General features: G+C 67.3%; 11 protein-coding genes. 7 read left to right on the forward strand and 4 right to left on the reverse strand.

Translation table 11 applies throughout. The annotated features are described in order from the left end of the window. The first annotated feature begins 537 nt into the window (after positions 1 to 537). Positions 538 to 1,683, forward strand: coding sequence for a PP2C family protein-serine/threonine phosphatase (locus tag J7E89_RS40300; RefSeq protein ID WP_214981501.1), 1,146 nt, complete (start codon positions 538 to 540; stop codon positions 1,681 to 1,683). Between the two features lie 350 nt (positions 1,684 to 2,033). Here the strand turns inward: J7E89_RS40300 and J7E89_RS40305 are convergent, their stop codons facing one another. Then, positions 2,034 to 2,465, reverse strand: a complete 432-nt coding sequence (locus J7E89_RS40305; protein WP_214981486.1) for an ATP-binding protein — start codon at positions 2,463 to 2,465, stop codon at positions 2,034 to 2,036. A 1,054-nt stretch (positions 2,466 to 3,519) separates the two neighbouring features. Between J7E89_RS40305 and J7E89_RS40310 the strand changes: the two genes are divergently transcribed. Genes J7E89_RS40310 through J7E89_RS40320 form a run of 3 tightly spaced genes read left to right on the forward strand, consistent with a single transcriptional unit; the run spans position 3,520 to position 5,623 of the window. Next, the gene (locus J7E89_RS40310) at positions 3,520 to 3,882 is read left to right on the forward strand and encodes an AMP-binding protein (RefSeq protein WP_251061763.1); all 363 of its coding nucleotides are present in this window, start codon (positions 3,520 to 3,522) and stop codon (positions 3,880 to 3,882) included. Beyond that, positions 3,866 to 4,279, forward strand: a complete 414-nt coding sequence (locus J7E89_RS40315; protein WP_308315780.1) for a putative PEP-binding protein — start codon at positions 3,866 to 3,868, stop codon at positions 4,277 to 4,279. The genes J7E89_RS40310 and J7E89_RS40315 overlap by 17 nt, the downstream gene beginning before the upstream one ends. A 9-nt stretch (positions 4,280 to 4,288) precedes the next feature. Further along, complete coding sequence (locus tag J7E89_RS40320; protein ID WP_214981490.1) at positions 4,289 to 5,623, forward strand: cation:proton antiporter; 1,335 nt, start codon at positions 4,289 to 4,291, stop codon at positions 5,621 to 5,623. A gap of 50 nt (positions 5,624 to 5,673) precedes the next feature. Here J7E89_RS40320 and J7E89_RS40325 read toward each other — a convergent pair whose 3' ends face one another. From J7E89_RS40325 to J7E89_RS40335, 3 genes are all read right to left on the reverse strand, one after another. Beyond that, on the reverse strand, positions 5,674 to 7,275 hold the full coding sequence (locus tag J7E89_RS40325) for a carboxylesterase/lipase family protein (protein WP_214981491.1): 1,602 nt from the start codon (positions 7,273 to 7,275) through the stop codon (positions 5,674 to 5,676). Positions 7,276 to 7,293: 18 nt separating this feature from the next. Then, the gene (gene surE / locus J7E89_RS40330; protein ID WP_214981497.1) at positions 7,294 to 8,199 is read right to left on the reverse strand and encodes a 5'/3'-nucleotidase SurE; all 906 of its coding nucleotides are present in this window, start codon (positions 8,197 to 8,199) and stop codon (positions 7,294 to 7,296) included. Positions 8,200 to 8,319: 120 nt separating this feature from the next. Beyond that, positions 8,320 to 9,564: an MFS transporter gene (locus J7E89_RS40335; RefSeq protein ID WP_214981498.1), complete on the reverse strand. Its 1,245-nt coding sequence runs from the start codon at positions 9,562 to 9,564 to the stop codon at positions 8,320 to 8,322. A gap of 667 nt (positions 9,565 to 10,231) precedes the next feature. Here J7E89_RS40335 and J7E89_RS40340 point away from each other — a divergent pair. The 3 genes from J7E89_RS40340 to J7E89_RS40350 all read left to right on the forward strand — a co-directional run bounded on the left by J7E89_RS40340 (position 10,232) and on the right by J7E89_RS40350 (position 13,503). Continuing rightward, the gene (locus J7E89_RS40340) at positions 10,232 to 10,750 is read left to right on the forward strand and encodes a phosphatase PAP2 family protein (protein WP_214981499.1); all 519 of its coding nucleotides are present in this window, start codon (positions 10,232 to 10,234) and stop codon (positions 10,748 to 10,750) included. Between the two features lie 131 nt (positions 10,751 to 10,881). Continuing rightward, positions 10,882 to 12,426, forward strand: coding sequence for a carboxylesterase/lipase family protein (locus J7E89_RS40345; protein ID WP_214981500.1), 1,545 nt, complete (start codon positions 10,882 to 10,884; stop codon positions 12,424 to 12,426). Between the two features lie 264 nt (positions 12,427 to 12,690). Beyond that, positions 12,691 to 13,503 (forward strand): glycoside hydrolase family 3 N-terminal domain-containing protein, encoded by an 813-nt coding sequence (locus tag J7E89_RS40350; RefSeq protein WP_251061765.1) that lies wholly within the window; start codon positions 12,691 to 12,693, stop codon positions 13,501 to 13,503. The last annotated feature ends 7 nt before the right edge of the window (positions 13,504 to 13,510 follow it).

The following is a 13,510-nucleotide window of genomic DNA, read 5'->3' on the forward strand; positions in this document are numbered from 1 at the left end:
AGATCTTCAGCGGCCTTCTAGCGAACCGCCTCGCGGCCGTCCCGGGGTGGTTCGGCCGGGCGAAACGGTGGTCCAGCGCGGATCGATGTGGCGCAGCCATGCGTCTTGTTCTGGTGCCTGGAGGAAGAAGAAGCTGGTTCGTCGTGGCTGACCCGTATAGGGATGGGGCTTGTCCTCCACAGCGATCAGCCGGACCACCGTGGCTGCCGGCAGACGAGCAGTTCGTCAAGACGCCTGGCTGCTTACTCGCCTGGGAGGGGGCACCGCAGAAACGACCCCGCCGCTTCGGGGCGTCGCGTCTATCAGCGGCACCATGCGGCCGATGGTTTCCCCGTCCTCTGTGCACCGTTCGGGGGGTGGGGCCCGAGTTGCCGCCTTTTCTGCCGGGCAGTCACGTGCCGACGGGTGAGGATCGGGTGATGCGAACGCGTGTGGGGCGAAACGACCGAGGTCCCTTCGCGAAGGCGATGGCCGGCCCGCCGGTTTGGCCTACAGGGAGCGACCGTCGTGGAAGGTGAGCGCAGGCGTGGCCGGGGAATGGTGGACCGGTCGGAGGGGTTTGGTGAGCGGCTGCTGGGTGTGTTGCTGGACCGGGCACATGAGATGCCGCCGCAGTTGATCGCTCCGTTGATCGCGGAAGAGGTGGCCAGGGTCGGCGGCCGCGACGTCTCGATCCTCTTGCAGGATTACGCGCAGGAGCTTCTGGTGCCGCTGCCGGGCAGAGGGCTGCTTGTGGGTGAGCCAGAGGTGATCGGTGAGTCTTCGGCTGGTACGGCCTTCCTGCGGGCGAAACCGATTCAGGAGCGGCAGGCCGACGGCGTGCGGGTGTACCTGCCCCTGCTGGACGGCAGCGACGAGGTGGGGGTCATGGCCCTCACACTGGACACCATCGATGACGACGACCGGCGGCTGTTGCGCAGGCTCGCCGGCCTCGTCGCCGACATGCTGGTCACCAAGCACGGTTACACCGACCGGTTCTTCCAGGCCCGGCAGCGCGAACCGATGAGCGTGGCCGCGGAGATGCAGTGGTCCCTGTTGCCGCCGCTGACGATGTCCGTACCGCAGGTCGCCGTGTCCGGAGCCGTCGAGCCCGCCTACAGCATCGCTGGTGACAGCTTCGACTACGCCCTCAACGACAACATCCTCCACGCGGCTGTGATCGACGCCAGACGCTCCGGCATCAATCTGGCCGACAAGTATGCGTTCATGGACCGGGCCATCGCGGAGCAGTTCGGGCCCGACCACTTCGTCAACCCGCAGATGATGAGCCTGGACATCACCACCGGCCTTCTTCAATGGGTCAATGCTGGTCACCCGGCACCGCTGCTCGTCCGTAATCATCTGGTCGACCGGCAGGTGGAGAGCCCCACCACCCTGCCGGTCGGCTTCGGCGGCGAGCACCCTCCGATCAGCGAGTACCAACTGCGACGCGGCGACCGGGTGCTGTGCTACACCGATGGTGTGATCGAGGAGCGCGATGCCGACGGAGAACCGTTCGGCGAGGAACGACTCATCCGCTGCATCAACCGCATCGAGCATACGGAAGAAGGCGTGCGGGCATGGGCCCTGCGGCTCTCCCGCGCGCTGAAGCAGGAACGCAGTGGGCGCACCAGCGATGACGCGACGCTCTTTTTGATCGAGTGGCGCGGAGGCGCCGCCGACCACCTCGCTGTCCTGGAGTGAGCGAAAGCCGCACCGCTGATTGACTCGCGTGCGCAACCCCGCGCCGTTGGCTGGGTGCGTCCTGCGGCTGGTCGCTGCGGTGCTGTAGTCGGCCGGCCGCAGGAGCTTTTCACCGAGCGATTAGTCTCTGCGGCGTTGAATGCGAATGCTTCTGCGATGTCGGCTCCTGCCAGGACAGGATGGGGCAGGTGCTGGTCGGTGAAGCCGAGCATCCGGCTGATGGCGCGCCACAGTCGTGCGTCGGGGCGGTGGCCGACGGCGGCAGGGTGGGCGGCGAGCGGCCGCCGGCGAGTGGGTCGCCGGCGCCTGCGGCGAAGCGCACCGCCGACATACGGATGCCAACATCGGGGTTACCCCGTCGAGTGGCCAGGAGTTCGGGCAAGGAGGGCGTTGATTGTCTTGCCGGGGCCGCCAGGGCCGGGTGTGATGGTCACGCAGTTGGTCAGGCGGTGGACCATGTGCCAGCCGAAGCCTCCGCTGCCGCCGTTGAGGTCGGGGGTGACCTCGCGCGGGGGTGAGGGGTTGGGGTCGCTGACTGCGGCGCTCACCGCGTCGGGGCCGGCGGACAGTTCGAGGGTGTAGCGGCCGCCGCCGTGGCGCACGGCGTTGGTGACGAGTTCGGACACCACAAGGACGAACGTGTCCGCCACGTCCGCCCCGAGTGCCGGGCTGAGGCTGTTGGCGAATGCGCGGGCGATCTCGCGGGTCCGATGGATGTCAGCTGTGCTGTCGCCCATTGTTCGGTGTGAGGCAACCGTGTTGGTGATCTTTGTGTCGTTCATGCACGTACACCCCACCTTGATCGGTTGTACCGCTTTGCAGAACGGGTAGCGTGCCCGCTCGAGCAGCTTCCACACGCGGACGGCAGAATCCCGACTTCTCCAACTGAAGGAAATCTGTGGTGGCGGTAGTAGACATTGCCGTTTGGTCGGGTAGGGTTTTGCTCGTAGCCAGGACGTCAAAGTGAGGCGCGGCAGGGATGAACTGCCGCGTATGCAGGTTCAAGCGAGTTGTGGCACGGCAGCGGAACTTGAGGGCCGGATGCGCCAGGGTCCTCGGGTTGGCTGCCGGGCCCGGCGGCCCAAAGGGGCCGTGAGCAGTCCCGCAGTTCCCGCAGTACGAGAGATTGATCGCAAGGAAAGAAGGAGGTAGACGCCATCAGGATCGCCCGGGCGAGGAAGAGTCCGCTCGGGTACCGAAGGCCCCGGAAGGTAGGTGGTCCCCGGTCACGAATCCGCGATCCCCGCGTTCCCGTCCATCCCCCTGGCGGAGATGCGGAAGAAGGAAGCCGGCACGGAAGTAGCCGGTAGATGGTGTTGCTTTCCCGGGACCCTGGTGCCATGCGGTACCAGGGTCCCTTCACATGTTCAGGCGAGAGGGCGCTGTGGAGCAGTTTCAGGCGAGCGTGCGCTTGCTCGCCGAAGCGGTCGTCGAAGTGGGATCGGCCGAGCGGTGCACGGGCCCGTCGACGCGTGACGGGTCCTCCCCTGCCCGGTCCCGGTGACCGTGCTGCCTACGGGCGTTGGGCTTGGCGTGGGGCCAAGTTGGATTGAGCACCGCCTATTTGTCCTGGTCAGCGGCGCTCATTGGTCTTTCTTCTGATGGACTTCAGCATTCATGGTTTGGAAGGCGCATTGCGTATAGGGGTGTTGACAGATTGGATTGCCAAGGTCAAGACGGCGGGTCGCTCGCCGGCGTTGAGAAGGGGGCATACAGGGTCGCATTGCGACATTGACCTGGATGAGCACCGGCTGGCCCGACTGTCGGCGGGAGTCCGGCTCCTCCTGGACGTTGCCGTCGTGCTGAACCGGCCCTATCTGGTACAGAAGGAAGCGAATGACACCCATGCTCGACGGCTGCACGCCCTGGCCCGAAAAGTTCGTCGACCGCTACTGGGCGGCCGGGCACTGGCGTGGCAACACGCTGGACAACCTGCTGCGTGGCTGGGCCCTGCAGTACGGACCGCGAACTGCGCTCGTGCACGGCGGCACCCGCATCACGTACGCGCACCTGAACCGGCGCGTGGACCGCATGGCCGCCGGATTCCGGCTGCGCGGCCTGCGGCCCGGGCAACGGGTCGTCGTCCAGCTGCCGAACGTTCCCGAGTTCGTCATCACCGTGTTCGCGCTGATGCGCGGTTCCCAGCCTCGACCCCGCCCACGTCACTCTGTCCCTGCCCTTCATCAACGACGAACGTGAACTCGACCAGGTCTTCGACGCGCTCGCCGTCGAGCATCCCGACGCCTGGGGCGTCTTTGTGGAGACCCCTGCGGCCGTCGACCGGCTCCCCCAGATGCTGGGTCGTGGCATCTCCGCGGTCAATGTCGGGACGAAAGACCTGGTGCAGTTCATCCTGGCGGCAGACCGCCTCAACCGGGATGCCGCCCATTTCTACGACACGCAACACGCCAGCGTACTGGGCGCCTTGGAGCGTGTTGTACGCACCGGTTCAGCACACGGGGTTCGGGCGAAGGTCTTCTCGCTGGCCCAGGACCTCGATTGCTACCGCGCCGTCCTGCCTGCCGATACCGAGTACATGATCTGCGCGCACGAACTCACCCAGTGCACTGACGACAGCCCACCGGAAGAGCCCTAGGGAGTCTCTGTGCAGCCCGCGACCCACTGGACCCTGGCAACCGACCAGAATCTCGAACTGGCCCTCAAGGTCCTGCCCGCGCTCGTGCTGATCCTGGCCGCCTCGGCGCTCTGCGGACGCCTGGCCATCTTGGTGAAACAGCCCAGGGTCCTGGGCGAAATGGTCGCCGGAGTCCTGCTCGGCCCCACCGTTTTCGGCGCCCTCTTCCCCGAGCTCCAGCGGGCCGTTTTCACAGCGGAGGTGCGGCCCACCCTGTATGTCCTCAGCACCATCGGACTGACGCTCTTCATGTTCCTGGTGGGAACAGGGTTCGTACACAGTGACGGAGACGGCGGAAAGGGCGTGAGGAACGCGACGGTACTGGCGGTCTCCGGCATCATTCCGTCGCTGTTGCTCGGCGCCCTTGTCGGTTACGCCCTCCATGACCGGCTCTCGCGCCCCGACATCAGCACCTTCGAGTTCTCCTTCTTCATAGGTGCTGCCCTCTCCATCACCGCCTTCCCCATGCTGGCCCGCATCCTCTACGAACGGCAGCTGCAGAACTCACCGATCGGCCGGCTCGGAGGCTCCATCGACGACGCCGCCGCGTGGTGCTTCCTCGCCGTACTGTCGGCCATGCACACCGGCGGCGGGGCCGGGCAGGCCCTGCGGACCGTCGCGTTGACCGCGCTCTTCGCCGTCGTCATGCTCACGGTTGTGTCGCGCCTGCTGCGCCCGCTGGGTGCGAGAGTGGAGCGTACGGGCCGGTTCGGATTCGACGAGATGTACCTCGTCGTCGCGCTCGTCCTGTTGGCCGGTCTCTTCACCGACTACATCGGTATCTACTCGGTCTTCGGCGGCTTCGTCGCCGGGCTCGCCATGCCTCGCAACTCCGCGTTCCTCGATGCTCTGCACAGCCGGATGATGGACACCGTGTGTGTGTTGCTGCTGCCTGTCTTCTTCGTCTTCTCGGGCCTCAACACCCAACTGGGCGGCCTTGCGGGATGGGACATGCTGGGGCCCTTCCTGCTCATCCTCGGCGCGGGCTTCATCGGCAAGTACGCGGGCTGCGCCGCTGCGATGCGTACGGTCGGATTCTCCTGGCGGGAGTCGTGCGCCGTCGGCAGCCTGATGAACGCCCGGGGGCTGATGATCCTGATCTTTGTCAACATCGGCCTGGCCCAAGGCATGATCACGCAGCACGTCTTCTCCATGCTGGTGCTCGTCGCCGTGGTGACCACAGCTTCCGCCATGCCGCTGTACCGCTGGGCGCTGCCGAAGCGGTTCGAGAGCCGCATGACGCACGGAACGCAGACCGGTCCCCGCAAGGCATCAGCAACAGCGGCAGGATCAGCCGGGCGGTGACGCGGTGCGGCCCGCCCTGAGCGCCGACGGCGTGTCCGACCCAGCACCACTCAGCCGCGGAGTGGGGAGGACAGGGACCCCCAGAACGAGCACTGGTGGTATGCGGCGAAGGCGGTGGACGCCGCGTCGGCATGGGGATTGAGAGTGAGTACGGTGTGCTCCTTGCCGGTGGGCATCCAGGGAGTCTGGTCGCTTGCCGAGGGGGCTCCGTAGCGCGCGAATGCGGCCCAGTAGCGCTTCATACGGTTCGCCAGCGCGACCTGCACCGGAGTCAACGGCCTGTCACCCATGGTGAAGTCGTACAGATAGGCCAGCTCGGCACTGTGGGCGTTCGACTCGTCGAGTCCGGGGACCTGAGCCCCGTACAGGGTGGGCGAGTCGGGATCGTCGAACTCGTAGGCGTAGGTGGGTACCTGGCCGGCGAACATCTGGGTCGACCGGTATGTGTGGCAGGCGAACGTCGAATCGGTGAGCACGGCGGAGTACGCCAGGTACGGCGAGGCGTAGTCCGAGAGCGGGTAGCGTTCCAGGACCTGGTCAGCCGCAGCTCCGTAACTCGATTTGATCTGGGCGGTGTACTCCTGCGCAGTCAGATACGGCTGGGTCACCGCGACGAACATCCTCCCCTCGGCCTTGGTACTGCCGATCAGGATCGGTACTTTGTTCCAGTTCCCGGTTGCGATCGCCCGGGATGGCTGGACAGGAAGCAGACGGTCGCCGACCGCGGGCCCGGACGTGGGGAGAGCGCGTGCGGCCCCCACGAGATCGGATCCGCGCGCGGCACGCAGGCATGCGGCGACTGCCTCGGCATCGTGGCATCCTGCCTGTGCCGCGAAGGCGTGGCCCTCTCTCTCCGCCCGCGCTCGATCGGGCGCTCGCAGCAGCGTGCAGGGTCCGCTCTGCAGGATGGCCCGGGCGAACAAGCCAGTAGTACGTGGCGAGGCGAGCATGGCGCACACCGAGCCGCTGCCGGCTGATTGGCCGGAGATGGTGATGTTGGCGGGATTGCCACCGAACGCCGTGATGTTCTCTCGTGTCCATGTGAGTGCCGCGATCTGGTCCATCAGCCCCCAGGACCCCGAGCGCAGCGCGTTGTCGTTGGTCAGCTCGGGCAGGTTCAGATAGCCGAGCTGTCCCAAGCGGTAGTTGATTGTGACGACAATGCTGTTCGTCGATTCGGCCATGGTGCGACCGCCGAACTGCGTTCCGGTGCCTTGGCTGTACGCTCCGCCGTGCATCCAGAAGACAACCGGAAGCCGCGCCCCCGCATGGGCATCCCGTGGGCGGTACACATCGAGGTAGAGACAGTCCTCGCCGGCCGCCTGAGGATCGCGGAGGCCGAAGGGCGAGAACTGGAGACAAGCAGGTGCCTGGCGAGTCGCGCTGCGGACCTTGTCCCATCGCTCAGGCGCCTCTGGCGGGCGGAACCGCAAGTTCCCCACCGGGGGCGCCGCATAGGGGACACCGAGGAACTCCTCGGCCTGCCCCCGGTGTTGGCCCCGTAGAGCACCCTGACTGATCACGACCAGAGGAGCGGTCTGCGACCCGTCGGACGAGGCCGCAGAGACTGGAGCCACCGGCACAAGCAGCGCCACGAGAGCAAGTAACCAGGCGGCGCCCGCGGATGGGCGCGCAAGGGACAGCTTTCTCATTCTTCCTCCTGGACAGCGCTACGGGCGGAGCCCGGAAAGGAGAGTGCTGGTCATGGCGAAGTCGGCGGGCCCGGTGTTCCAGTTGGCGGACATCGGGCTGACGGCGATCTTGTCGGCGCTCACGGCCTCGACGTCCCCGCCCTTGGCGGCCGGCTGCGGGGCGAACTTCACATCCACCTTCCACGTGCCGTCGCCGGAGTCGATGAAGTCCGGCTTCAGGGGCGCCTGCGGGTCCTGGAACGTTGTGGCGACCCCGGCCGCGGTCCCGGTGCCGTCCGAGCCGACGACCGGATGGTTGACGTTCAGGCCGACGCCCTTGGGCAACAGCCGCCCGGCCTTCGCCCGGGCCTGCAGCTGGTCGATGAGCGTGACCGTGAAGTCGACCGTCGGGCGCATGGCGTTGACGGTGGCGACCGCGTCGGGAACACCGAATCCGCCGGTACTCAGCGCGATGGCAGGTACGCCGGCCTCGAGGGCGGCGACAGCGCCGCCGACCGTACCGGAGTGATTCGCGAGGCCGGCGACGTTCGGGCCGAAGTTGGTGCCCGAGACCACCAAGTCCGGGGCCCGGTCTTCGAATACCTCAGAGAGGCCGAAGAGCACTGAGTCGCCGGGTGTGCCGTCCACGGCCCACACCTTCGGCTCGGGGTGCTTGACCGTGACGCTGGGGCCGCTGAGTATCTTCGTCCCGGTGCCGCTCTGGTTGGTCAGTGGGGCGACGATGATGACGTCATGCCCGGCAGCGCTCAGGCGCCGGAACGCCGCACGGATACCAGGGGCGTTGTAGCCGTCGTCATTGGTGAGCAGGATGCGCAGCGGGCCCGTGGGCGCGCTCTGCGGCGAGGCTGCCGCCGGCGCCGTTCCGCCAAGGGCGGGCGTACACAGCAGCAGCGCGGCCAGCGGCAGAACTTGCTTGCGTCTCACGATGTACTCCTTCGAGGAGTGAGGGAGATGTATGGGACCGGCGGGCGCTCGACCCTCGACGAGTGCCCGCCGGAGTTGAGGGGCCGGCCGCGCTCAGCGAGGGCGCGGTCCGGGAATCGTTCAGCGAACGCTGCGGATCGGGAGGATCGCCAGCGCACCGAGCAGGGACAGAGCTCCACCCACCAGGAACAGCCCGGCGTAGCCCCCCAGGACGGTGACGACCGCGGAGGCGACGAAGGGGGCGATGATCTGCGGTCCGGCATTGGCGATGTTGAGTACGCCCATGTCACGGGCGGCGTCCTCGGCGCTGGGCAGGACGAGCGTCACCACAGCGGTGTCGACGGCCATGAAACAGCCGAAGGCCAGGCCATTGAGCCCGCTGAAGACGAGCATTCCGGTCCAGGTGGGACTGACGACAGGGATCACCGTGACCAGACCGGCGAGTGCGGCCGAGGCGCCGACGAACACCTTGCGCCGGTCCAGGCGGTCCGAGAGCAGGCCGCCCGCCACCGTGGAGACCGCCATGGCGACCATCGACACTGGGGTGAGTATCGCCATGGCCGCGGCCGGCTGCATACCGCCCGGGAGCGCGATGTGGTCGTCCAGGATGTAGAGCTGGTAGCCGATCACGGAGAAGTAGCCGAGCACCATCAACGCCCGACCGATGAACGCCCACCGGAAGTCGTGATGGGACAGGGCCGACAGAAACGCGGCGAGCCGCTCGCGTCGGGGCACGGCCGGTGCTGGTGCCGAGCGGGGGACATCGCGGCAGAAGCTCGTCAACAGGACGGCCGCACCGGCGACCAGGGCGCCGAACACGAGATAGCCGGTTCCCAGATGACCTGAGGTCCGGGAAGCGATGAGTACACCGATGGTTCCGCCGATCGGGAGTGCCAACCCCACCAGGGCAGATGCGGTTCCGCGCCGGGACGGGGGTATCCGGTCGGGCACGACCGCGGTGACCGCTGCCTGGTAGACGTTCATGGTCGCCTGGACCAGGCACCAGCCGATGCCGACCAGCACCGCGGTCTGGGCGGTGCCGAGGAACGCCAGGCCGGCTAGCGAGGCGAGGGCGCCGCCGAGAATCCACGGGTTGCGGCGGCCGGTCCGGTCGGACAGCGCGCCGGCGATCGGGTTGAAGGCGGTCGCGAAGACCGCGCTGATTCCGCCCACCAGGCCCAGAATGGCGACCTTGTTCGCTGGATCGATGGCTGCGATCTGCAGAGGCAGCAGAACGGAGCCGACACCCATGTACACGGCCAGCATGGACGCGTTGGCCACCAGGAGCAGCATCATCAGGCCGCGCTGCCGGGGCACCTTTGGCGCCGCGTCTGCGGGCGGTTCGATCAGTTCGTTCGTGGTCATGACGGCCGCCGATGTGTACACGCCGTACTACGGCTGATGGGGACGGACATGTCGACTCCTCGGGGGAGGGAGCAGAGAGGGACGGGGGCCGCTGTAGCGAGAGGCGCACGGCGGAAGAAACCCTGAAACGTCGCGGTTACACGTGTTAATCGCGGTGTTCACTGTTTAGCACTCGCTCCCGGTGCTCCGCTAGGTCTGGAATCGAGGAACCGAGGGTCCGGGTCCGCGAGGGTGGGCCGCATGGAGGCGTGCGTACGCGGCGTTGAACGCGTGGGCCAGGGGAAATGACCCTGTCGGCCGCGCGTGGTCACCGCTTTGGCGCGGTTCGGCCTGGCCGAAAAATATCTTGCCCTTGTGGCGGCGGTCAGGTCAGCGCGATACTCCCGGTGCTGCTGCGCTACTGCCCGTGCTGGAGTCGGCGATGCGAGCCCCGGCGCGCCTCGCCACTGCCACCGACCGAAGGCGTTTCGTGCTGAACTCGTCCCCGCAAAGCGACCCGTCCCCAAGACCTTGCAAGCCTCCCGGGCACCAGGTTCCGGCCGCCCCACCTCGGGGCGCGCTTGTAGCCGGAGCGGTACTTCTGCTGGGAGTCCTGGCTATCGGCCTCACTTTCCGAGGTGGAGGGGCGTCGCCAATCCAGAATCTCGACGATGGCTGGGCTCAGTGGGTGGAGGGCTCACGAAGTGAGGCGGCCACGGACTTCGCCGACATCCTCGATCGCCTGGGCGGCCCCTTGGGCCTGATCTTCCCGCTCGTGCTGGTGGGGTGCCTCTGTGTTTACGGCAGGTGGAGGTCGGGACTGTTCGTGTTCGTCGCCTGCGTAGTCGCGAACCTGCTCGTCGTCCTGCCACTCAAGTCCGCTGTTGACCGGCCGAGGCCGCCGCAGCCTCTTGTCCTGGTCAACGACGGGTCGTACCCCTCTGGCCAGGTGTTTACTGCTGTCGCTCTCGTGATGGTGGTCGCCGTGGTGCTTGTCCGCCCGGATGTACGACGCTGGTGGTGGGCGTTCGGGGGCGTGTACGTCGCCACCATGATGTGGAGCCGCGTTTGGCTGCACGCCCAGTGGCTCAGCGACACGGTCGCCGGAGCCATGGCCGGCATCGGTACCTGCCTGCTGTTGTGGCGGGCTTTCGCCCCCCTACTGGAACGCGAGGCAGTGCGTGCCGCAGCCAATCGGCTGTGGTAAGTGCTCACTCGGGTGGACTTGCGAGTCATCCCGTCATATTGACCAGCGTCATAGATGCGACACACTTGCAGTCGGGTCGCTGCCTCCGCGCCGCGAGGTCGGCTTCCATGACGAGTGAGGAAGGGAAGTTCATGGCTATCTCTGAAGGCCGGATTCCGCCCGTGGTCGACCTACGGGCAGGACGGCTACAAGGCGCCGTCGACGGCGGGGTCGCCGTCTTCAAAGGAGTGCCGTACGCCGCACCCCCGGTCGGAGCTCTCAGATGGCGCCCGGCGCAGCCGCACCCCGGTTGGAGTGGTACGCGGGACGCCACCGTCTGCGGTCCGAGCGCGCCGCAGATGTTCATGGAAGGCGGCGACCCCGTGATGGGTGGTCACGGTTCGCCGCCGTTCGACGACGACTGCCTGACTCTGAACGTATGGACACCGGCTGCCGACGCCGGCCGCCGTCCGGTGCTCGTCTGGATTCACGGGGGAGGCTTCGTATCGGGCTCGGGGTCGCTGCCCAACTACTCGGGGGAGGCCTTCGCTCGCGACGGTGACCTCGTTGTCGTGAGCATCAACTACCGGCTCGGGCCGCTCGGATACCTGTACTTCGACGGCGAGGGGGAAGACTCCGAGCCCGGGAACTTCTGGCTCACTGACCAAATGGCCGCGCTGCGGTGGGTGCGAGACAACATCGAGCACTTTGGCGGGGACCCCGCCACGATCACGGTTGCCGGCCAGTCGGGTGGCGCGATGTCGACTGCCGCACTGGCGGGCCACCCCGAATCCCAGGGCCTGTTCCAGCGCGTCATTCTGCAGAGCCCGCCCCTGGGGCTGCATATCCCAACCCCGGCCGAGTATCTGAGGCGAACAGACTCCTATCTGGAGATCGCAGGTGCCAAGAACGCCACTGAGCTCAGAGAGCTGCCCTGGCCGAAGCTGATCGAGGCGGCCGGCGGGCTGTTCGCGCGCACCATGCGATGGGGCTATTGGCCCACTCCATTCCTTCCCGTGCGCGACGGAGCGACGCTGCTCGAGCACCCCGCCGACACTCTTCTCCACGGCGCGGCCGCCGATCTCGACGTCATGATCGGCTGGACCCGGGAAGAAGCCAACTTCGGCTTCGCCCTGGATGAGGGGTACGACGCGGCGACTCGAGACCAAGTCATCGGCAGGATCGCGGAGACCTTCGGTGAGGACGACGCCGCCGAGGTGTACGACGCCTACGCGCGGACCCGCCCCGGATCCCGCCCGGTTGATGTGCTCATGGATCTGATTACTGACGAGCTGTTCCGGGTGCCTTGCGTGGAGCTGGCCGAGGCCCGGGCGGGGATGGGGAGGCCGGTGTGGGCGTACCAGTTCGACCTGCCAACGCCGGCGCACGGCGGCAGGCTCGCCGCGGCGCACTGCCTGGAACTGCCCTTCGTTTTCGGCAACTTCGACAACTGGACGCACGCCCCATTCCTTGAAGGGCTGGATCCCGCGGTCTGTGACGGGCTGGCCCACAGCATGCACGAGTCGTGGATCGCCTTCGTCCGCACCGGAAACCCCAACCACCAGGACCTGCCGAGCTGGGAGCGATACGACGCGGATGCGCGGCAAACCATGCGCTTCGACTCGGTGGTGACTGCCGTAGGAGATCTGGCCGGACACTCGCGCCTTCTGCACGGCAGGTTGCGGGAGCGACCGTAAAACTGTGCGCGCGACGTCTCGCGCGTACAGCACCCCATGGACTTACGCGGTTACACGTGTAGCCTGAGCAGGTGGTCGCCGCGTGGGGGCGGCGACCACCTCGGGTCCCGGGCGTTGCGGGAGCGCCTGGGACCAACCTGCCTGCGGGAGCCGGCCGGCGCTCGCCCGGTTCGACGGCCCGCTCTCGCTACCGAAGAACGCCTCGCATCCCCAAGCCGGCGCGGTGACAAGGGCCGACGCGCCACCAAACGGAACAGGTACCCCATGTCACAGATCCCGGCGGCTCGGCCGCGCCTGCTCACCGCCCCCGACGGCACGGCTTTTCGCGACCTGAACGGCAACGGCGTCATGGAGCCTTACGAGAACCCGCGCCTCCCGGTCGCCGAACGGGTAGCAGACCTGCTTCAGCGCATGACGCCGGAGGAGAAGGCGGGCCTGCTCTTCCAGACCATGGTCACCATCAACGCGGACGGGACCCTGGTGGAGCCGGAACCCGGCGCTCCCGTCGATGACCCCATGCGTGCATCCACCTCCGCCATGGTGACCGGCAAACTCATGAATCACTTCAACCTGTTCGGCGCGGCAGCCCCCAGGCGCATGGCCGAGTGGAACAACCGGCTTCAGGACCTGGCCGCGACGACACGCCTGGGCATCCCGGTGACGATCTCCACCGACCCCCGTAACGGCTTCGTGGACAACCCGGCCGCCGGCGTGCACACCGAAGGCTTCTCGCTGTGGCCGGAACCTCCGGGCCTCGCCGCCATCGGTGATGAGGACCTCGTGCTCGCGCATGCCGATATCGTCCGTCGGGAGTATCTCGCGGTCGGCATCCGGCTGGCCCTGGGGCCTATGGCCGATCTCGCGACCGAACCCCGCTGGCCGCGCGTTCTGGGAACCTTCGGCTCGGACGCGGAGGTGGGCGCCCGCCTGGTCGCCGCGTACATCCGTGGTCTGCAAGGTGAGACTCTCGGCCCCGGCAGCGTCGCCGCGATGACCAAGCACTTCCCCGGTGCCGGCCCCCAGATGAACGGCGAGGACGCGCACTTCGCCTACGGCCGCGAACAGTTCTACCTCTGATCTTGGC

This window comes from Streptomyces sp. ISL-100, assembly GCF_018614615.1.
In the GTDB taxonomy this organism is placed as follows: domain Bacteria; phylum Actinomycetota; class Actinomycetes; order Streptomycetales; family Streptomycetaceae; genus Streptomyces.